Consider the following 21,151-nt stretch of genomic DNA (forward strand, 5'->3'; position numbering starts at 1 on the left):
GGGCGCGCACCGTCGTGTGAAGGACGCCATGGCGCCATCCGGGGACGTGGGCGCCCCCGTTACCTATGCTGAGGCCGTCCTGCTACTACAACACGTAGAAGCGGAGCTGGTCCCGGATGAGCACCGTCCCGGCCTGGGCGTCACCATGCGCCTGACCCGCACCACCCGTCCCCACCAGGCGAGGCGTCCGACCTGCACCGATGGCGCGTCGGGCACGCCCACGGCGGCTGGCGCGCGCGAGGAACGGCCGGGGGCTCCGCCGGACGGCTGACGACGCCACGCACACACCACACCGCCTGGCCGACGGCCCGTGCGGGCCACCCGCATCAGGCCACATCGCCCGCCACCGCCGGCCCGCCGCACCAGCCGCACCGCCGCACCAGCCCCACCCCCGGGCCAGCCGCACCGCCAGGCCAGTCCCACCGCCGGGCCAGCCGCGCCCGGTCTCCCGGCCGGCAACACCCCGGCCCGGACGCGCAGGCGCGCAGGTGCCGTGCCGGCGTGTTCCGGGGCGGGCCGGGCCGCGCCGCGGGCCCCTGCCCGGCGCCGCGCGCCGGCATCCAAGTCCGGAGGTCATCCCATGCTGTCCGAACGTTCCGCCGCCGTCGTCGGAGCGACCGCGGGCGTGGTCGCCGAACATGCCGTCGAGATCACCGCCGCGTTCTACCCGCGCGTGTTCGACGCCCATCCCGAGCTGCTGAACCTGTTCAACCAGGGCAACCAGGCCACCGGTGAGCAGCGGCAGGCGCTGGCCGCGGCCATCGTCGCCTACGCCGGCCATCTTCTCGCCGGCCCGGGCTCGTCGTCGTTCGCCCCGGTGCTGCGCCGCATCGCGCACAAGCACGTGTCACTGGGGGTTCGGCCCGAGCAGTACACGATCGTCGGACAGCATCTGCTCGCCGCGGTCGGCGAGGTGCTCGGCGACGCGGTGACCCGCGAGGTGCACGACGCGTGGGACGAGGTCTACTGGCTGTTCGCCACCGCACTCATCGCCGAGGAGGGTCGGATCTCCCAGCGCGTCGGCGCGGACCCGGATCGCGTCTGGCGGCCCTGGCGGGTGACCGCGCGCACGGTGGCGACGGCCGAGGTGATCTCCTTCGACCTCGTGCCGGCCGGCCCCGAACCACTGCCGACGTTCCTCGCCGGACAGTACGTCTCCGTCGCGGTGGACCTGCCCGGCGGCGGCCGGCAGGCCCGGCAGTACAGCCTGTCCCGGGCGCCCGGTGCCGGCAGCCTGCGGATCACCGTGCGCCGGGTGCCGGGCCCCGCCGGCGCGCCCGCGGGCGCCGTCTCCTCCCACCTGCATGACCAGGTCAAGGTCGGCGACATCCTGGACGTGAGCCCGCCGACCGGCGACGTCACGCTCGCCACCGGCGCCGACCCGCTCGTGCTGATCAGCGCGGGCATCGGCGTCACCCCGATGATCGCGATGCTCGGCCACACGGCCCGCCTGCAGCCGGAACGCCCGGTCGTGGCCGTGCATGCCGACCGCTCCCCCGACCACCACGCGCTGCGCTCCGAGATGCTCGAGATGGGTGCCCTGCTGCGGGACTTCCGGCTGCACACCTGGTACGAGTCCGGTGTCGGCAGGCCGGCGGGCATCGGCACCGCGACGGGCACGGGCGCGACGGCGGGCGCCGGCGGGTCACGGGGCGAGTCCCGCCACAGCGGCACGGTCGACCTCGACGCGGTCCCCCTGCCCGACGGTGCCCGCGCCTACCTGTGTGGACCGCTGCCGTTCCTGCGCGACGCCCGCGCCGGCCTGCTCCGCCGCGGCGTACCGGCGCAGCGGATCCGCTACGAGGTCTTCGGCCCCGACCTGTGGGCCGGCTCCCCGACCTGACGGGACGTCCCGGGTCCACGGACCGCCCGCGGGTGGGCGCGCGGGACGCCGGCCGGGCGGGCCCGTCGGCCGGCCGTCGACGGACGGGCCGCCGTCAGCGGGCTGGCCGCCGTCAGCGGTCGAAGGTCGCCCGGGCGGGTACCGCGAAGCCCAGCTCGGCCAGCCGGTCGACGATGCGCCGCGGCGTCCAGCGGTAGCGCCACGACGCGACGAGGACCTCGGCGCGGGAGAACGCCCGGTCGACATGCCGGCCCTGGTGATCGCGCAGCAGGTCGACGAGCGCGCCGTCGACACCGTCGATGAACGCCTCCCGGGCCGCGTCGAACAGCCGCGGGACGTCGCAGCCGAGCGCGGCCAGTCGGTCGGCGACCCGGCCCGGCGTCCACCGCAGGTAGCCGGCTGCGCCGATGACGTGGGCGAGTGGCACCGGCCCGCGCCCGAGCCACGGCCCTCGACCGTCCAGCCGGGCGCTGAGCAGCAGTACATCCCGTGTGGTCAGCCCCGCCGCCGACGCCGTCCCATCCAGCTCAGGGAGGCGTACGGCCAGGCCGAGGCGGCGCACAGCAGGGTCGAGGCGGCCGTGGTCGACGTGCAGATCGAGGTCGGTGAAGGTCCGCGCGACCTCGCCGGGCGCCCGGCCGGTGAACTCGGCGACCCCGAGCGTCGCGGCGGCCGACACCGGTGTCAGCTGCGGGTCGGCGGTGTCGGCGCGGTAGAACGCGACGGTCACCGCGGTCCGCTCGACGCGGTCCATCTCCCGCATCCCGTCCGGCACACCGAACCCGAGCCGGGCGTAGCGCTCCCGCACCTCCGCGACGTCACAGCCGAGCACGCAGGCCGCGTGCAACAGATGCGCCCGCGGCAGGCGCCCGCCGGCCAGCCACGGCGACTCTCCGTTCAGATCACGGCTGAGCAGCACGAGATCCACCGCGTCGACGGCGGCCGGTGCGGCGTACCCGGTGACGGCCTCGCCGCCGAGATCCGCCGTCGCGAAACCCAGCCGGTACAGCGCGTCGACGAGGTCCGCCGGGCGCCGCCCGGTCAGCCCGGCGACGGCAAGCACATGTCCCGGCGGGACGGCTCCGTCGGCGAGCCACGGCGCCTGCCCGTCGACGTCCCGACTCAACAGGTCGAGATCGTCGTCGGTCACCTCCACGTCGAGGTTGCGGTCCCAGGGCGCGACGCCGTCCGGCCCGGCGGTCATGGCCTCCGGCCGCAGCCCAAGGCCGCGCAGCCAGCGCGCGAGGTCCCACGGCGAGCGGCCCGACAGCCGCGCGGCGGCAAGGAGCCCGGCTCGGGTGGGCTCCGCCCAGATCCGCTGGGCCCCCCGGGGGTTCGCCGGGCTCAGCAACGCGGTGAGAATCCGGTCCTCCGCTGTGGTGAGGGCGATCTCGGGCACCGCGCCGGTGCGAAACCCGAGGTCGCCGAGGCGGCGCGCAATCTCACTCGGCGACCGGCCGGTCGCCGCCGCGACATGCAGCACCTGAGCGGCTGACATCGTCTTCGCCGGCAGCCACGGGCCATCGAGACCGGCGTCGCGCGACAGCAGACGAACGTCCTCGGTGGCCAGCGGCGACGCATCCCAGCCGTCCGGATCGGGAACCGCCACGCCCAGGTAGCGGACCCGCTCCGCAAGCTCGGCGGGACTGCGGCCGAGCCGCGTGGCGGCGGCCAGCAGGTGGGCGACCGGGAAGGCGGTGCCGCGGTCCCGCGCCACCGACAGCACCGCGCCATCGAGACGGGTGCTGAACAGGACGGCGTCCTCGGGCTTCGGCTCGAAACCGGTGAGGTCGGGCGCGGCGATACCGATGCGGTCGAACAGCCCCGCCAACGACTCCGCCGGCAGGCCCAGCGTCCCGGCGAGCCCGAGTACGTCGATCAGACCGACCCGGTCGCCATGGGCGAGGCGCCGCAGCCCGGAACCATCACCACCAGTCAACGTCCGCGTGTCCGCCGGGTCGGCATCGGCGAAGTCCGCGACCGTGAAGCCAAGGCCGCGCAGCTGCGTGATCACTTGGTCCGGGGGCGCGGCCGTCTGCTGCGCGGTGCGCAGCACCGAGATCCGGGTGACCGGCGCCCCCGCCTGGCGGAAGTCCCAGGAGTAGTCGGCGTGGACCAATTCGGGCTCGAAGCTGTCCACGGCCGCCGGCAGCTGGCTGGACCGCGCCGCCGAAAGACCCAGTGCGGCGAGCCGGCGCGCGACTTCACGGGGAGAGCGCGCGGTCCGCACGGCCGCCAGCAGAACGAAGCCGACGGGCACCGGCCACCGGGCGAGTGCGTTGCGCTCGTCCGCGTTGAACAGCAGAACGTCGTCCTGCTCGAACGGGGTGGCCGGCACGCCGGACGGCACGTGGGCGCGGTGCCCGAGAGTCCGCAGGCGGGCGGACAGCGCGTCGATCGTCAGGCCGGTGTGCAGCGCGGCGCGCAGCACGTGGGCCAGCGGGACCCGATCCCGCGACAGCCAGGGGGCCCGACCGGTGAGATCAGCGCTGAGCAGGACGAGGTCGAGAGGACGCACCTCCAGTTCGCCAGTTCCGGCGGGGAAGATCTCCAGTCCCAGCTCCCGCAACCGACCGACGACCTCGGCGAGCCCGAGACCGAGGCTCTGCGCGGCGAGTACGGCATGGCCCAGGGGCATCTCCGACACCAGCAACGGCGCGCGGCCGTCCAGATCGGCGCTGAGCAGCAGCAGGTCGTCCCGGGTGACGGCGGCGACGGTCGTGGCCTTGCCGCTCCACGTGCCGAGGCCGAGCGCGTCGATCCGCCGATGGATCTCGCCGGGAGGGCGGCGCAGCTGGCCAGCCAGGAACAGCACGATGCCCAGTTCACGCAGCGGCTTCGTGAGGATGAACGTGGGCCGGCCGATACCCGCAAGCACCAGGTCGCTCGGCACGGATCGGGACTCGGCCGGTGGCCCGGGCCTGGTGGCGGTCGCCCACACCTCGAGCCGACGAAAGACGAGGGCATCGGGGAGGAACGAGTAGCCGGCGTTGCTGTCCAAATGCTGGCGCGGCGCCGCCGGCAGGAGCTCGCCATCGAGCGGGAAACAACCGACCCGCTCCATCGGCACCGCCGCGCCCTCGGCAGACGGCCAGGTCCGGGCGCCGCTGGCCAGCAGCGCGGCAAGGATCGCATCCGCGACCAGGGGAAAATAGCGAGCGAGGGACGACAGCCACTCGTACGTCAGCTCGAAGGCGCCGGCGGCGAGCAGCCGGGGTATCGCGGCCGAGAGCCGCCCGTCCACCGCCGGCTCGTCGACCAGCTCGCGGATCTCGTTGCGGTCGACCGACAGCTCGGGTGCGAGCGGGCCGGTGAGGTTGACAACGACGCCGAACACGGTGTGGCCCACCCAGAGGCCGTCGGACAGCAGCGCACCAAGACCATTCGCCCACCAGACGCCGTCGCCCGCGGGCACGATCGGCGACGTCCAACGGCGAGCAGACCCCTGGAGCGGGCTACCGTCGCCGACGGGAGCGGAGTCGGCCAGCTCGCCGGGGGCCCAGTGAGCGCGGGAGACGCCTTCGGTGGCCTGCGTCTCGAACTCGGCGACCCAGAGAATGCGACGCAGCAGGTCGACGCAGGACACCGTGGCCTGGCCCGCCCCGCGGCTCAGGTGCAGCCGCACGCTGGTCCCCGCGGCCGCGCCCGGCCCGAGGTTCTGGACCCGGAAGAGGTTGCCCGGGCCGGCGATGGTGACCCGGAACCGGTCGCCGGGCCGGCCGTCCAGGCCGAGCCGACACGTGTCGATCGTGATCTCGTCGGCGATCATGAAGTAGGACAGCACGCCGACGCCGAAGCGGCTGTTCGGATGGAACTCGATCGGCGGATTGCAGGACTTCCAGGCGACCATCTCCTCGATGACCTCGGGCAGGTCCACCGACCGGGTGCCGGCCTCGGCGAAGACGTCGGTGAGCTCGCGCAGGCCCATCCCGATGCCGTTGTCGTGGCATTCGAGGTAGGCACCGCCGTCCGGCTCGAAACCCTGGGTGAAGCTGATCCGCCCGGTCCACGCGCTCAGCCGCCCGGTGGTGCGGGCCAGGTACTCCTCGCGGGCCCGGCGGTAGCGGCAGGCGTCGAGGGCGTTCTGGTAGAGCTCGCGGATCGCCAGCCCCCGGTTGGTGTAGAGCTGCTCGCCCATGAGCAGCTCCTGCACCTTGTCCTCGGCCAGCCGGAACTGGGCACCGGCCGAGCTGTAGGCGGGCTGCCCGTCGATCTCGACGGCGCGCACGGCGTCGGCGGTGGCATGGGTGGGCAGGTGGGCCAGTGCCGGTATCTCGCCGGTGACCCGGTGAGCCTCGGCGAGCAGGCTGTCGAGCTCGGTGGTGTGCCGCTCCAGAGCGACCTGGACGGCCTGGTGCTGGCAGCGGGCGGCCAGCGCCCGGCCGGACCGACCCCGATGCTGCCACTGGGCCTGGCGGATGGTCTCGCCCAGCACGCCGAGGTCGACCGGGTCGCCCACGCCGAGGTGCTCGACGATGACGTCCGGCAGGGCCGCGGGTTCGAGGGCCATCCGCTGGCCGATGGTCAGCAGGTAGCCGACGAACCGTTCCCGCAGGGTCATCTCGTCCCCGGTCGCGGGTGCCACCGTGACCAGGTCGAGCAGCGCCGCGGCCTGGCCGGGCCGGTTCAGGTACGCCGGGTCGGCGCGCACCGCGGTGAGCAGGGCACTCGCCCGCGCGGCGGTGAACACATCCCCGGCCGGCGTCTCGGGATCGACCCCGGCGAGCAGGCCGGCGAGCACCGGGCCGGTGTAGGACTCCGGGCGCCGGGCCACCCAGCGGTGTGCGAGCCACCAGCCGATGGCCTCGGCCGCGTCCGTGTCTGCGGCCCGCCGGGCCCGGTCGATGCGGCGCAGCAGCCGAGGGTGCAGCCGGGTGAAGGTCTCGAACTCCGTCCGCTCGGCGTCCCGTCCGGCCGTCCAGCCGTCCCGGTCGGATCCGGCCGGGTGAGCGACGGACGCGCGTGCCACCAGGGTCGTCCAGAGGGCTTCGTGCAGGAACGGCACCGCGACCAGCAGGCCGGCCTCGGCGGGCGAGAGCGGTGGGGGATCGGCCGGCAGCCGCCTGACCAGGAACTCCAGCCGTTTCATCAGGCGCAGCGCGAGCGTCTGGTCCAGCCAGGGATCGGCGCGCAGACCGGCCGCGGCGTGGTCGCGCCCGACACCCAGGCGGGCGACGAGGTCGAGGGTCTGCGCGCGCAGCTCCTCGGCGGCCGGGCCGTCCCCCATGAGGGTCCAGGCGGCGTGCCGATCGGCGGCGCGCCGCCAGGGATGCTCCGGGGATGCCGGCGAGTCGGCGGACGGGGCGGCCGGGAACGGTCGGAACTCGTGCGGGTCGCAGTGCAGGACCAGCCGCAGCGCGCAGGGAGCCGATCCGCCGCCGCCACCGTCCGGACTCGCCGAGCCGGCGACGCAGTCGGCGACGGTCGCCGGGTCGATCGTTCCCTGCGCACCGACCGAACCAGCCGCACCGACCGAGCCGGCCGCACTGACCGAGCCGTCGGTTGCCGCGTCGGTCGACCCGGGGAGGGCCAGGCGACGGCGCAGCGCCTCCTGGAGAATCCGCAGATCACCGGGGACGACGGGGCTTGCCAGGACGTCCACCAGGGCCCGAAGCAGCGGCGATCGCACGCTCGGCGACGGCGTCTGCCGGATCAGGTACGCGACCTCGGTGCCCTCGGCCACGGGCAGGCGCCCCTGCGCCCAGCCGTCCTCGGTCATGGCGGCGCGCGCCTCGTCGTCGGCGAGGTCGGCCGCGGCGTCGACGATCACCAGCACGCGGCCGGCGGCGCTGTGGGAGATCGTGCGTGCCCAGTCCAGGGGCACGCACAGGTCCCAGAACGGCTGGTAGCCGAGGTCGGCGTCGGCGGGGACGAGGAAGTCGCGACCGTCATGGTGGACCCCGTGACCGGCCAGGACCAGCAGCAGCGTGTCCTCGGCCGCCGCGTCGCGCAGGAACGCGTGGATCGCCGACTTGATCGCGCTGTATCCGAGCCGCGACCGGTCGTGGACGTCGGCTCGGTAGCCGACCCGTTCCAGGGACTCGGCCGTGGCGTCCATGAGCGGCGCGAGCCACGGCAGCGAGGGCAGCCCCTCGTCGTCGTAACCGGGCACGCCGATGAGCAGTGCCCGGCATTCCCCTGGCGTCTCGGGCTCCGCGCGCATCGGCGGCACCGTCTGGGGGCCGCCGGACGCCTCGGCCCGCGCGCCGGCCGGCGGCCAGGTCGCATCGCTGCGCGGGCGCGCCGCTGTGGCAGGGGGCGGCGCGGGAGACGACGGCACGATCGACGGGCCGGTCACAGCGGTGGACGGGCCGTCCGGGAAACCGGGGAAGAACGGCGCGCGTCGAGCGGTCGGGGCTTTCGGTGGGATGGGTCCGCCGCCGGGGAAATGCGGCTCGGCGGGGGGCTTCGCCCGGCCGGAGATGGCAGCCTGGACGGCGTTCAGGAGGACGTCGCGGGCGCCGTGCGCGGCCAGGCCGAACAGGTCGACGGAGACCCTCGAGCCGAGCACCCCGGGACGCGCGCAGTTCTCGATCCGCACCGGGAGCAGCCGGCGGGCCGCGCCGTCCGGGTCGGCGACGAACGCGGCCTGCCACTCCTGCTCGCCGTACACCGAATCCAGATAGGCACCGGAGAGGACCGCCAGGGTGCGGGTGCTGTACCGGATGCCGTCCTGCATGGCGGCGGACCAGTTGGAACCCGCCACCATGTCCCAGGCCTGCACGAGCACCCGGAAGCCCGCGGCCTCGAGCTGCCAGGCGATCCACTCTGCCCAGGCCCGGTCCCGCGCCGTGTAGGAAATGAAGAAGTCCCACCGGCCGTCGGTGTACGGCCGGTCCAGTCCCCCGGTAACCATTCCCCAAAGTGTGACAGGTGGCATCAGACCGGTCGCCCCGCGCACACCGCGCCTCAGCCGCCGGGCGGCCGGCCGTCGGCTGCCCCGCCCGGGCCGGCCTCGAGGGCGGCCGGGAGGCGCAGATGCGGCGGGACGTCGACCCGGATCGTCTCGCCGTAGGCCAGGAACCGCATCAGGACGAAGAACCAGTGCGGTGGCCACACCTCCAGGCGGACCGGGGGCTGGCCGGCCACCATGACGATCAGGCCGGTCCCGTCCACCGAGGAGGCGCGCAGGTACGGGTAGGCGATGTCGATCCAGCCGGAGGACAGGCCCAGCGCGATCCGGTGGTTGGTCAGGAAGAGCTGCCCGGTGGCGGTGGGACGCCACTGGACCGCCGCGGCCGCCTCGGCTCGGCGGCGCTGGCTGCCGTTGTAGAGGGCGCTGCCGAGCAGCGACGCCCCCAGCAGCAGCGGGCTGCCGAACGCGACGAAGAAGCCCTGGTTGTACGTGACGTCCTGGCCGGTGTACTGCCAGAGACGGACGGCTCCCTGCGCCAGCACGACCTCGCCGGGTGCCAGCGCGATGGGCGCGGGTTGCGGCCGGGGCCGCCACCCGGCGGCGAGCGCGTTGCCCAGGTCGGCACCGGCCACCCAGCTCTGCTCGTACGGGTTGCTGGGGCCGGCCGGGACCGGCGCCGCGCCCGACCGATACGGGTCGGACCCCTTCGGATCGTGAAGAGACACGGCGATGTCACCCCGGCATCCTCAGTGCGAAACGGTGGCGAATCTATTGTTCACCCTGGGGGACCCGCGATGGCGGCATCGGTGCGGATCGGTGCGGATCTGTTCGAATCTGTGCGGACCACGCTGATTCCGGCCGGGGTTCCAACGCGCCGAGTCCGGTGGCGGCGCGGCGGATTCGAGCGGTGGCTTCGAGCGGTGGCTTCGATCGGCGGATTCGATCGGCGACTTCGAGCACGGCCCGGTCGGACCGGAATCGGTCCGGCGGTGGCCGCGGATGATGTCGGTGGAGGGCCGTCCACGCGGCTGGGTGACCGGAAACAGCCGAGCGTGCAGTCGATTCCGCCACCCGAGCGCCGACCCGCCGCGGCGGCCACGCGGGCCGCACCCGGATCGTCCCGGCCGGGACGATCAACGCCCCCGGGTTTTCCCCCTTGGGACGGCCGACCGATGTTTGCCATGCTCGATGGACGCTGTGGGAAAGGTGACGGATGGGACGGCTGCCGGTCGGCAGAATGCTGGAGGTGACCCGCCGACACGACCGCCACCCCGGTCGCGGCCGGCCGGCATGACCATCGGCACGGAATGGGAGATTGACGGCGCCGACCTGCCCGCCCTGGTACTGCCGGACACCGACGGCCTGGTCCTCGCCGGTCCGCCCGCCGCCCCGACCGGCGAGGCGTGCGTCGAGGTCGACTTTCTGCCGGTGGCACCGGACGTGCTGCTGCGGGCCGCGGTGGACGCCGCCTCCTGGCCGCACGTCGGATCCGTGACCGTGCACCCGCGGCGGCATCCGCCGGCACTGACCCGGCTGGCATTCCTCCTCGGACGCCAACTGCGGATCGAGCGGTCCGCAGCCGGCTGGAACTCGCCGGTGGTGACCCTCGGCGCCACCCTGCGACCCGAGTCGGCCGGTGGGCAGGGCCTGCGCCTGGTCGCCCACCACGCCCGGTTGCATGACGGCGGCGGCTGGAGCAGGCACACCCTGTGGGAGGTCATGGGGTTGCGGCAGTACGTGACCTGGCTCGACCGTCGGCCGGCGAGCAGATCGGTGGTCCGACCCGACCACACCTGATCGCACCTGATCGCCGATGCGGGCAGGGACCGGAGGGGCCGTCACAGTGGGGGCGATTGTCACAGTGAGGAAGGGCATTCGCGGGCGTCCGGTCCGGATTGCCCGTGCTGAAATGCTCGGCATGGCGGCAGCGAACACGATGGTTCGACACCGGGAGCGTCACGGCGCGCAGCGGGCCGGCTGGCTGCGGGCGGCCGTCCTCGGCGCGAACGACGGGCTGGTGTCCACCTCCAGCCTCGTCGTCGGCGTGGCCGCGAGCGGCGCGTCGAGCGGTGCGATTCTCACCGCGGGCCTCGCCGGGCTGACGGCGGGGGCGCTGTCCATGGCGGCCGGCGAGTTCGTGTCGGTCAGCGCCCAGGCCGACGTCGAACGCGCCGACCTCGCCACGGAGCGGGCGGAGCTCGCGGCGAGCCCGGTCGCGGAGTTCGCGGAGCTGGTCGGCATCTACGAGCATCGCGGCCTGCCGCGTGAGCTGGCCGAGAAGGTCGCCGCCGCGCTGACCGAGCGCGACGCCCTCGGCGCCCACATGCGCGACGAGCTCGGCCACAACGAGACCAACCAGGCCCGGCCCCTGCAGGCGGCATCGGCCTCGGCGGCCAGCTTCACCCTCGGCGCGCTGGTGCCGTTCGTCGGGATGGCGGCGCCCGCGGGCACCGCCCGCCTCCTGCTGATCGTCGCGGTGACCGTACTGGGCCTGGCGGTCGCGGGGGCGCTGGCGGCGCGGGCCGCGGGCACCGCGCTGCTGCGCCCCACGCTGCGCGTCCTGCTGGGCGGCTGCGCGGCGATGGCGGTCACCGCGCTGGTCGGCGTCCTCGCCAATGCCGCCGGCGCCTGACGCGCGGGCCGGAGTCACCGGCCGGCCGGCGTCATCCGCTTTCGGGCGGTCCCGGAACACGGTAGGTGAAGATGCTGTCGTCGAAGGTGTTGTACGCGGCGTAGTCGAGCAGTTCGTAGAGCCGGGATCGATGTTGCATCCGGTCGAGGAGCTCGGTCTGGGTGCCGTCGGCGGCGAGACGACGCAGGCCGTCCTCGGTGGCGCGCATGGCGAGGCGTAGCAGGGTGACCGGGTAGATGACGACGTTGACCCCGACCGATGCCAACGTGGCGGCGGTGAGCAGCTCGCTCTTGCCGAACTCGGTCATGTTCGCGAGGATCGGCACGTCCACGGCCGCGCGGACGGCGGCGAACTCGGCGGCGTCCGCCAACCCCTCGGGGAAGATCATGTCGGCGCCGGCGTCGCGGTAGGCGCGGGCCCGCTCGATCGCGGCGTCGAGGCCCTCGACGCCGCGGGCGTCGGTGCGGGCGCACAGGACGAAGTTCGGGTCGCGGCGGGCGGCGACGGCGGCGTGGATGCGGCGGACCATCTCCTCGACCGGCACGACCGTCTTGCCGTCGAGGTGGCCGCAGCGTTTCGGGTTGACCTGGTCCTCGAGGTGGCAGCCCGCGAGCCCGGCGTCCTCGAGGATCTGGACGCTGCGGGCGACGTTCATCGGCTCGCCGAAGCCGGTGTCGGCGTCGACGAGCGTCGGCAGGTCGGTGACCCGGGCGATCTGCCCGGCCCGGTCGGCGACCTCGGTGAGCGTGGTCAGGCCGATGTCGGGCAGGGCCAGGTCCGCGGCCAGCACCGCGCCCGAGACGTAGACCCCGTCGAAACCCAGCTCGGTGATGAGGACGGCGGTCAGCGGGTTGAACGCCCCGGGGAAACGCAGCAGCCGGCCCGACGCCAGCGCGGCGCGCAGCGCGGCCCGGCGGGCGTGGGGTGGGGTGCGGGCGTGCAGCATCAGAAGATCCCCGCCGTCTCGCCGACCGCCGCCGCCCGCTCGGGCACCAGGGTGAGCCCGCCGAGCTCGGCCGGGGCGAGATCGGGGAGGCGGACGGCGACGTCGAGGAAGCGGTCCTGCTCCTCGGTGGACACCACGCCCTCGGTCAGCCGGCGGAACTTCGCGAGGTACTCCGCCCGCCCGAACGGCCGCGCGCCGAGCGGGTGGGCGTCGGCGACGGCGATCTCGTCGGTCACGGTGACGCCGTCGTCCCGCTCGACCACGACCCGACCGCCGAACGCCCGCTCCGCCGGATCGGCCGCATGATAGCGGCGTGTCCACTCCTCGTCCTCGACGGTGACGATCTTCTGCCACAGCGCGACGGTGTCGGGCCGCGCCGCCCGCTCGGGGGTGTAGGACCGCTCGTGGTGCCAGTCGCCGTCCTGCAACGCCACCGCGACGATGTACGGAATCGAGTGGTCGAGCGTCTCCCGGCTGGCCGACGGCGAGTACTTCTCCGGGTCACCCGCGCCCGAGCCGATCACCTGGTGGGTGTGGTGACTGGTGTGAATCGTGATCTTCCTGATCCGGGACAGGTCACCGAGGCGGGGGCCGAGCCGGCGGGCCAGGTCGATGAGCGCCTGGCTCTGGTATTCGGCGGAGTGCTCCTTGGTGTAGGTGTCGAGGATGGCCCGCCTGGCCTCGCCCGGCCCGGGCAGCGACACGACGTAGCGGGCGGCCGGTCCGTCGAGCAGCCAGGCCACGAACCCGTCCGCGCCCTCGTACGCCGGTGACGGCGCGCCCTGCCCGCGCATCGCCCGGTCGACCGCCTCGACGGCGAGCTTGCCGGCGAAGGCCGGCGCGTACGCCTTCCAGCTCGAGATCTGCCCCTTGCGGGACTGTCGGGTCGTCGTCGTCGTGTGCAGCGCCTGCTGCACGCTCTGGTAGACGACCTCGGTGGACAGGCCGAGCAGCGACCCGAGACCGGCCGCGGCCGACGGGCCGAGGTGCGCGATATGGTCGATCCGGTGCCGGTGCAGGCAGATCCCACGGACCAGGGCGACCTGGATCTCGTAGCCGGTGACGATCCCCCGGACGAGGTCCCGGCCGCCGAGACCGAGGTGCTGCGCGACGGCGAGGATCGGCGGGATGTTGTCACCGGGATGGGAGTAGTCGGCGGCGAGGAACGTGTCGTGGAAGTCCAGCTCCCGCACCGCGACGCCGTTCGCCCACGCCGCCCACTCCGGCGACACCCGCACCCGCGGCGGCAGGCCGAACACCGTCGAGCCGGTCCGTCCCGGCGCGGGCGGATGGCGCATCGCCTGATCGCGGGCGGCGGCCACCGGCGGACGGCGCAGCGACGCCGCCGCGACCCCGGCATTGTCGATCACCCGGTTGACGACCATCGCCGCGACCTCGGGCACCACCTCCACCGGGTCGGCCGCCACCGCGGCGATCTTCCAGGCAAGCTGGTCCGGCGGCGCCAACCGCTGCGTGCTGCGGTGGACCCGCACCTCGTGGTCGATCATCCGCGCCCCCGTCCTCCCCGTCGTGTTCCCCGCTCCCGGCCGCCGGGGAAACAGCCGGCGTCCGGGAACGGGCCAGGGCTCAGCCGGCGGTGGTCGGTGCGGCGGCGGTGCTCGGTGCGGCCGCCGGTCGGTCGACCACGGACGCGGCGGTCCGCGGCTGGCGGCGGGCCGGCGCGACGGCGAGGCGTTCGGCGAGCTGACCGAACGCGAGTGCGATCGTCGCCCAGAGCACGAGCTGGCTGACCACCGAGTAGAACCGGAACCGGAACAGCACATCGGCCGGGAAGCCCGGGTAGACGATCGTGCCGTTCGGGGCCGTGAGTGGCTGCGGGGTCTCGGTGGCGAAATCACCGAACTCCGCCCGGTTGGCACCGAGATGGCCGTAGGCGGGCAGCAGGGCCATCGCGACGCCGACGAGCACCAGGAACACGACCCCCGCGAGCAGGCTCGCGTTCCAGGTGCCGACCCGACCCGCCAGCCACCGGCCGACCACGACCGCGAGCCCCAGCGCGACCACCGAGACCGCGACCATCGTCACGTACAGGGCGCTGCGGGCACCGATCGTCTCCTCGTGCCCGATCGCCGGCGGATTCGCCGGGTACTTCGCGAACGGGATGAGGTAGAGACCGACGAAGCCGGCGCCGGCGAGCAGCGCGGCCAGCACCCTCGGCCGGATGTTCGGGTAGCGGCGCGAGACGACCAGGTAGACGACGACGAACAGGCCGCCCACCGCCAGCCCGAACAGCGCCATCCCGACGCCGATGCCCAGGTTGCGCTGCACCGAGCGGCTGAAGACCTCGTGGTCGTGGGCGCCGGCGGCGAGGCCGGCCGCGGCGTCCAGCGCCTCCTGGGCCTCGTGCCGCCCGTCCTCGTAGTCGATCGCGTCCTGGATGAGGGGCTCGGCGAAGATGCGGGCGAAGACGAACGCCAGCAGCCCGCCGAGCAGGCCGACCCCCAGACCGCGGTAGATGTAGCGGAACTCCATCTCCCCGCCCCCGCTCAGTGGCAGGGGAACCCGAGGAAGTGGCGCGCGTCGTGGACGAACTCGTGAATGTGGGTATCCGAGCCGAACAACGACGTGGCGCCCTGGTCGACACCGATGAAGTACAGCAGCAGCAGCGACAGCAGCGCGGTGAGCCCGAGCGCCGCCCGGCGCGCGGACAACGGCAGGGAGATGGATCGCTGTCGTGGCTGGGCGACGGGTGTGGGTTGGGCAACGGGTGTGGTCATGGAAGCCCCCTCAGGGATCGTGCGTCCCGGTTGTTCGGACAACCTGTGCTCGGGTCTGACTCCCGGTACCGCCGCCCACACGGACAGGCAGACCGGTCACAGTGGCGCGACCGCGCCGGATTCCCACCGGCTTCCTCACACAAGCGATCGGAGTATGCGGTTCGCGCCCGGCCTCTGTCAACGCCGACGAATCACCCGAAGGACGCAACTACCCAGGTAACGGACCGATCGGGGCGCGCCACACCGCCGGCGCCGTCGGAACCGGCGACCTCTCGGAGGCCGGCGGCCGCGCCCAGCGGTGGTGGCCGGCCGGACCCGGCGGATCGATCACGTGCCGGTTCCGGCCGGCCACTCGTCGAGGCGCCCGGTGACGCCGCTACCGGTCGACCTCGATGCTCCGTTCGGCGCCGGCCTCAACGCGCAGCGGCCCGCGACCGAGCAGTCCTTCGAGCTCCCGGATTCGCCGCTGAAGCCGCTCGACCTGCTGCTTCCCAATTTCCTGACCGTTTTCCCAGCCGCGGCGATGACCGTCGCCCATCCCCCGCTGGTACGCCTCGGCGACGTCGCGCTCGTGCTCGGTGAGGTGCGTACGACAGGCGATCTCGGGCCCATAGAGACGCATCCGGCACGGTTTTCCGGACCGGGTCGGCCGCCCGCACAACCGGATCTCGACCAACTGATCGCCAGCACGCTCGCCCATGTCGCCACCGCTCTCATCGTTGTCAGGGATGACCGCGGAAAATTATAAACCACGCAAAGAGTCAGACAAGATGTTCTCAACTATTCCGATAGCCAAAGAACGACGATCTTCGGTGGCGCGCGGGAGCCGCGCCGAATAGTCGTTCGAACGACGCCCGCATCCGTCCTGTTCGGACGACCCTCCTTCACCGACGCCGGTTTCACCCGCCACTTCCCAGGGCGCACCACACCGCGGAGCCCGCCTCTGCCCGGAGCCCGCCGCACAGCAGACCCGCCACACGGCAGACCCGCCACACCGCGGCAGAGCCCATCACGCAGCGGCAGGGCCGGTGCGCGGGCGGAATGCCGCGGACGGGCGCCGTCGGTCCGAGTCACCCGGCCTTCGGTGCCCGATCCCCGACGGCCGTGGGCGCGCCGGATGTGCCCGCGTCGGCGGGTGTGCCGCGGCGGCGGTCCGTCTCACGAGAGCGCGCGGGACGGCGCGCCACACGTCGACGGCTTCACGGATCGTCTGGTCAGGGCTTTGGGGCAGCGGAAGGCCGGCCCCGAGACGGTGCAGGACGCCCGCCGGCCGCCGATCGGTGAAACGAGGCGCTCCGGCGCGCCGGAAAGGCGGACGGCCGGAGTCCGTTTGATGGCACTCCCCACGGCCGGCGGTGTCGGGTATCCGTCACCGCCACCGTCCCCGCCCCGGCCGCCACCCGGATACGCCCGATGCCACGGGAAAAGGGGCCGGAATTTCCCGGATTAGACCGGACATGCGCCACCCGACAACCCGCGGCTGCGGCTCGACACGCGTACGGCGGCATCCTGGACACCGTCGACCCGGCGCCATACTTTCAATCCGCACCCAGAATTGTTCCTAACCAGGCGGTCGCTTTCTCACCGAAAACAGGTCCAGCGATGCGGCCTCATTGTTGAGGCAACTTTCATCCGGTCTCGACCAGACCCGACGGGACACCAGGAGACCACGATGAACGTGCCGCGCGGGCGATTCGGCTGGCGTGCCCGGAAGGACGGTCGGGGCAAACCGTGACGTCGTTGCGGGAGCGACGCCCAAGCATTTTCTCATCAACGCAAGGAGCATGGACATGAACAGGACCTCCCTTCGCCGGAGCCTCGCCGTCGCCGTTGGCGGAGTGGCCGTCGCCGGCATCGTCTCCGTCGGACAGCCCGCCCTCGCCGCCGCCGGCGGCGGTGGATCGGCCACCACGTCGGGGACCAGCGCCCCGGCGCCCACGAGCAGCTCGGGTTTCGCCGCCGCCGCCGCGACGACCAAGGCCGGCCGCAACAGCCACGGCATCAGCGCGCAGCACCTCGACGGCGCCTGCAACCTGTACAGCAACGGCGACGGCGATCTGTGCCTGTGGTACCTCCAGAGCTACGGGGGCAGCCACGCGGACTTCTTCTACTCGGACAACGACCTCAACAACAACACCTTCAGCTCGCCCGGTGCCGGACAGGGTGCCCGGGTCGGAAACAACTCGGAATCCGCCTGGAACTACGACCAGCACCTCACCGCCCGCGTCTACACCGGTGTGAACAGCACGGGCACCGCGGGCACCATCGCCCCCAGCAGCGGCGGCAACTTCACCCCCACGTTCATCAACAACGTCGAGTCCTTCATCTGGGTCTGATCCCGCTCGAAAACCGATCCAACCGCTGACCGCTTAACCGCTCCCACCGACGACGCGCCGTTTTCAGGGCCGGTCCCGTCCCCACCCGGACGATCAGGATCGGCCCTGATCGGCCGTGATCGGCCGTGTCGGTCGTTGCGGCCGCGGTGACCGACAGGAGACCGATGCCCCACCAGGCGGGCCGTTTCGGCCGGCTCCACGCCCCCCGCCGGCGGTCCGCCCCCGGACGGGGCGATCCTGCCTCCCGGCGCGCGTCGGCGACGACCCCGGCCCTCGCCGCGCCTCTCGCCCCGGCCCTCGCCGCGGCCCTCCTCGCGGCCCTCGTCGCCGGCTGCGGGAGCACCGCCTCCACCGCCCCGGCCGCCGTCGCGGCGGCCCGGCCGCCGTCGCTTCTCGACGGCGCATCGCTGCGCCTTCCCCTCGACCCCTACCTGCTCAGCCCGCGCGAGTCGGTGTCGGTCGCCCAGGCGTACCGGGTGCTGCTCGCCCAGTGCACCCGCCGCTTCGGGGTGCCCGATCCGCGACCGCGGGCCGCCACTGCGGACGTGCCGGCCACCCTGAACGAACGGCGCTACGGCATCACCGACGCCGCACTGGCCGCGACGGCCGGATATCGCGTGTCGAAGCCTCGACCGGGCGACGCAACCCCGGCGTCCGCGGGAGCGGCGACGGCACCGGATCCCAGGACGCTCGACATCCTCACCGGCCGGCATCCAGGCGCCGTCGACGGGCGACCCGTCCCGGCCGGCGGCTGTGTCGGTGAGGCGAAGCGCCGGTTGCACGCCACCGCACCCGCCGGGACGGACCCGGACCTGGCGCAGCGGCTCTCCCAGAGCAGCTATTTCGCCTCCGGCCGCGACGAGCGCGTGCGGGCGGTCCTGCGCGCCTGGTCCGCCTGCATGCGGACGCACGCCCTGTACTACTCGTCGCCCCTGGACGCCGCCGCCGATCCACGGTTCCGCACGGGCCCGGTGTCGGCGACGGAAACCGCCGTGGCGGCGACCGACATCGCCTGCAAGAAACAGACCAATCTGGTCGGCGTCTGGTTCAGCGTCGAGTCGGAGCTTCAACGCCCCGATCTCGCCACCCATCGCAGGGCGCTGGAGCGGATCCGGCAGACCAACCAGATCCAGTTGACGGTCGCGCGCGGCCTCGGGCTCGGCTGACCCGCCTCCCGACACGCCCGCCCCGCGACCGGCGCGCCGATCCGGCGCGGCCCGGAGGAGTGAAAGCAATGAGAAACAGCCTTTTTCGATTCGCGGCGATCGGCGGGCTCATCACCGCTGTCGTCGGAGCGCAGACGGCCGCGATGAACGCCGCCTTCGCGGCCCCACCCGACCCCGCCGGCCAGTACATCGTCGTACTGAAACCCACCGCGCAGCCCAACGCCCCGGCGCCCGCCGTGGGCCGAGCCCGGGGTATCGGCGTGCGGGTCGACCGGGAATTCCGGCAGAGTGTGAACGGCTACGTCGCACGCCTCAACACTCAGCAGCTCAACACCGTGCGCGCCGACCCCGACGTCGACTACGTCGAGGCCGACAAGGTGGTCCATGCCGACATCACGCAGCGGCGGCCCGACTGGGGGCTGGACCGGGTCGACCAGCGTGAACGCCCGCTGGATCACAAGTACGTCTACGACTCGACCGGCGCCCGCGTCACCGCGTACATCGTCGACACCGGCATCCGGACCAGCCACAAGGACTTCGGCGGCCGCGCCTCAAGCGGCTTCTCGTCCATCGACGACGGACACGGCACCGACGACTGCAACGGCCACGGCACCCACGTCGCCGGGACCGTCGGCGGATCGACCTACGGCATCGCCAAGTCGGTCCGCCTGGTCGCGGTCCGGGTGCTGGACTGCGACGGCTTCGGCACGGTGAGCGGCGTCATCGCCGGCATCGACTGGATCACCGCGCACCACGCCAGCCCCGCCGTGGTGAACGTGAGCCTGGAGGGCGACGCGTCCCGGGCGCTGGACTCGGCGGTCCGCCAGTCCATCAACGCGGGCCTGACCTACTCCGTCTCGGCCGGCAACGGCGGCAGCGACGCCTGCGACTTCTCCCCCGCCCGGCTCCCCCGCGCCATCACCGTCGGCGCGACGACCACCGAGGACAGCCGCGACACCTCGTACTCCAACTTCGGCACGTGCGTGGACCTGTTCGCCCCCGGCACCGACGTCACGTCCGACTGGAGCGCCTCCGACACCGCCACCAACACCATCAGTGGCACGTCCATGGCGGCCCCGCACGTCACCGGAGCCGCCGCCCTGTACCTGGAGACGCACCCCGACGCCGGCCCCGACCGGGTCCGCACCGCCCTCGTGACCGCCGCCGTCCCCGGCGTCCTGACCAACGTCGGCAACGGTTCTCCGAACGCCCTGCTCTACTCCCGGGGAACGGCCCGCTGACCAGCCGGCGCACTCATCGCCCGCCCGAGGTCAGCCCGTCGTGATCGACGGGTCGAAGGCAGCGGCCGCGCCGGTGACGCCGTTGACCCAGCCGCCGGGCTGGTTGACCACCTTGCCGCCCTGGTAGCGCACGAACACCACGTACGGGTTGCCCACGGCCGGTGCGCCCTTCGGCGCGGCCGCTCGGTTGTACTGGTACGACATGAACACCGGGACGGTCTCGGTGTTCAGCGCCTTGATGAGCGACGCGCCGGAGAAGGTGGCGAATCCCTGCTTCTTCCCGATGGCGTAGTTCGTCATGATCGTGGAGAACGACCACTGGCCGAGCACGGTGCGACCATCGTCCTTTTCGTACGTCTTCATCGCCGTGCGGTAGGTGGCGACGTCCGGCTGCGCGGTGTCGTCGAAGCTGACGAAGATGTCGCCGTACAGCGAGCCCTCGACCGCGGTCTTCGGCGAGACCTTGGCGAAGAAGTTGGGAACGTCCACGGCCGAGGCCTGGGCGATGATGTTACGCGGACTGAACCCCTGCTTCTCGAGCTGTTCGTAGAGCGTCGCGTCCTGCACCCCGCTGAGCGCGGTGAAGATGGCGTCGGGCTTGGCCTTGATCGCCTCGGCCACCTGCGGCGAGAGGTCGGCGGTGGTGGCGGGGACGGTGATCGCGGTCACGCTGCCCCCGGCCCGGCGGAAGAACACGTTCATCGAGTTCACCACCGCGCTGCTGTCGCCGAGGTCCGACACGACGAGCACGCCCTTCTTCGCGCCCAGCTTCGCGGTCGCGTACGCCGCGTTGGCCGGGTACTCGGAGAACGAGCCGCCGCCGTAGGGGAAACTGTCCGGGCTGGAGTACTCCTGCGGGGAGATCGGCACGCTGTGCACGGGGATACCCGCCTTCGCGAAGATCGGCAGCGCGTTCGCGCCGATCCCGAGGGCGAAGCCGGAGACGAAGTCGACCTTGTCCGCGGCCAGCTTGTTCGCGCAGGTCAGGGCACCGGCCGAGGTCGACTTCGAGTCACATAAATCGATCTTCAACGGCCGTCCACCAAAACCGCCGAGCTTATTGTTGATATAGGCCGCGGCCGCTCTGGTACCCACCACCCACTGGTTCTCCTGCGCGGACGCCGCCACGCCCGACTGCATGACGATCAGACCGACGGTAACCGGTTTGCCCTTCAGGGTGTCCGCGTGGTCGGCGGCAGTCGAACCGGTACCGCCGCCCCCGCTGGATCCACAGCTGGTCATCGCCGCGGCCACGCACACGGCGGAGAATCCCGCCGCGATCGCTCGTCTGATGGGAGTCCGGATCGGCTGCACGAGGTTTCCCTTCGCCGGAGGAGCGCATGGTGATGAAGGAACGCATGGTGGTGAAAGAACGCGTGAGGATCAAAGAACG

The 21,151-nt window shown here is 73.0% G+C and carries 14 protein-coding genes; 7 read left to right on the top strand and 7 right to left on the bottom strand.

Annotated features, from left to right (window positions below; all coding sequences use genetic code 11):
- The first annotated feature begins 580 nt into the window (after positions 1–580).
- On the top strand, positions 581–1,843 hold the full coding sequence (locus tag FRAAL_RS21870) for a globin domain-containing protein (RefSeq protein ID WP_041939612.1): 1,263 nt from the start codon (positions 581–583) through the stop codon (positions 1,841–1,843).
- Between the two features lie 112 nt (positions 1,844–1,955).
- Here FRAAL_RS21870 and FRAAL_RS21875 read toward each other — a convergent pair whose 3' ends face one another.
- Both FRAAL_RS21875 and FRAAL_RS21880 read right to left on the bottom strand, forming a co-directional pair.
- Entirely contained in the window at positions 1,956–8,699 is a 6,744-nt protein-coding gene (locus tag FRAAL_RS21875; RefSeq protein WP_157892178.1) for a wHTH domain-containing protein, read from the bottom strand.
- Positions 8,700–8,752: 53 nt separating this feature from the next.
- Positions 8,753–9,424, bottom strand: coding sequence for a hypothetical protein (locus FRAAL_RS21880; protein ID WP_011606130.1), 672 nt, complete (start codon positions 9,422–9,424; stop codon positions 8,753–8,755).
- Between the two features lie 565 nt (positions 9,425–9,989).
- On the opposite strand from FRAAL_RS21880, the gene FRAAL_RS21885 reads away from it, so the two are divergent.
- Both FRAAL_RS21885 and FRAAL_RS21890 read left to right on the top strand, forming a co-directional pair.
- Complete coding sequence (locus tag FRAAL_RS21885) at positions 9,990–10,496, top strand: hypothetical protein (protein WP_011606131.1); 507 nt, start codon at positions 9,990–9,992, stop codon at positions 10,494–10,496.
- Between the two features lie 121 nt (positions 10,497–10,617).
- On the top strand, positions 10,618–11,331 hold the full coding sequence (locus FRAAL_RS21890; RefSeq protein ID WP_041940863.1) for a VIT1/CCC1 transporter family protein: 714 nt from the start codon (positions 10,618–10,620) through the stop codon (positions 11,329–11,331).
- A gap of 31 nt (positions 11,332–11,362) precedes the next feature.
- Here FRAAL_RS21890 and prpB read toward each other — a convergent pair whose 3' ends face one another.
- The 4 genes from prpB to FRAAL_RS21910 all read right to left on the bottom strand — a co-directional run bounded on the left by prpB (position 11,363) and on the right by FRAAL_RS21910 (position 15,015).
- On the bottom strand, positions 11,363–12,277 hold the full coding sequence (gene prpB / locus FRAAL_RS21895) for a methylisocitrate lyase (RefSeq protein WP_011606133.1): 915 nt from the start codon (positions 12,275–12,277) through the stop codon (positions 11,363–11,365).
- Positions 12,277–13,785 (bottom strand): MmgE/PrpD family protein, encoded by a 1,509-nt coding sequence (locus FRAAL_RS21900; RefSeq protein WP_041939613.1) that lies wholly within the window; start codon positions 13,783–13,785, stop codon positions 12,277–12,279. Before FRAAL_RS21900 ends, prpB begins: the two co-directional genes overlap by 1 nt.
- Positions 13,786–13,864: 79 nt before the next feature.
- Entirely contained in the window at positions 13,865–14,770 is a 906-nt protein-coding gene (locus FRAAL_RS21905) for a CbtA family protein (protein ID WP_011606135.1), read from the bottom strand.
- A 14-nt stretch (positions 14,771–14,784) separates the two neighbouring features.
- Positions 14,785–15,015 carry a CbtB domain-containing protein gene (locus FRAAL_RS21910; RefSeq protein WP_041939614.1) on the bottom strand — a complete coding sequence of 77 codons (231 nt, stop codon included), beginning with the start codon at positions 15,013–15,015 and terminating at the stop codon, positions 14,785–14,787.
- A 367-nt stretch (positions 15,016–15,382) separates the two neighbouring features.
- Here FRAAL_RS21910 and FRAAL_RS21915 point away from each other — a divergent pair, with 367 nt between their 5' ends.
- The 4 genes from FRAAL_RS21915 (at position 15,383) to FRAAL_RS21930 (ending at position 19,758) form a co-directional block, all read left to right on the top strand.
- Positions 15,383–15,763 carry a hypothetical protein gene (locus FRAAL_RS21915; protein ID WP_011606138.1) on the top strand — a complete coding sequence of 127 codons (381 nt, stop codon included), beginning with the start codon at positions 15,383–15,385 and terminating at the stop codon, positions 15,761–15,763.
- A 1,042-nt stretch (positions 15,764–16,805) separates the two neighbouring features.
- Entirely contained in the window at positions 16,806–17,351 is a 546-nt protein-coding gene (locus tag FRAAL_RS21920) for a peptidase inhibitor family I36 protein (RefSeq protein WP_041939616.1), read from the top strand.
- Positions 17,352–17,515: 164 nt separating this feature from the next.
- Positions 17,516–18,517, top strand: coding sequence for a hypothetical protein (locus FRAAL_RS21925; protein WP_050997430.1), 1,002 nt, complete (start codon positions 17,516–17,518; stop codon positions 18,515–18,517).
- Between the two features lie 68 nt (positions 18,518–18,585).
- Positions 18,586–19,758, top strand: coding sequence for a S8 family peptidase (locus FRAAL_RS21930; protein WP_041939617.1), 1,173 nt, complete (start codon positions 18,586–18,588; stop codon positions 19,756–19,758).
- Positions 19,759–19,788: 30 nt separating this feature from the next.
- On the opposite strand, the gene FRAAL_RS21935 is transcribed toward FRAAL_RS21930, so the two are convergent.
- Positions 19,789–21,000 carry an ABC transporter substrate-binding protein gene (locus tag FRAAL_RS21935; RefSeq protein WP_257720631.1) on the bottom strand — a complete coding sequence of 404 codons (1,212 nt, stop codon included), beginning with the start codon at positions 20,998–21,000 and terminating at the stop codon, positions 19,789–19,791.
- Positions 21,001–21,151: the final 151 nt, after the last annotated feature.

The organism is Frankia alni ACN14a (genome assembly GCF_000058485.1).
GTDB lineage: Bacteria > Actinomycetota > Actinomycetes > Frankiales > Frankiaceae > Frankia > Frankia alni.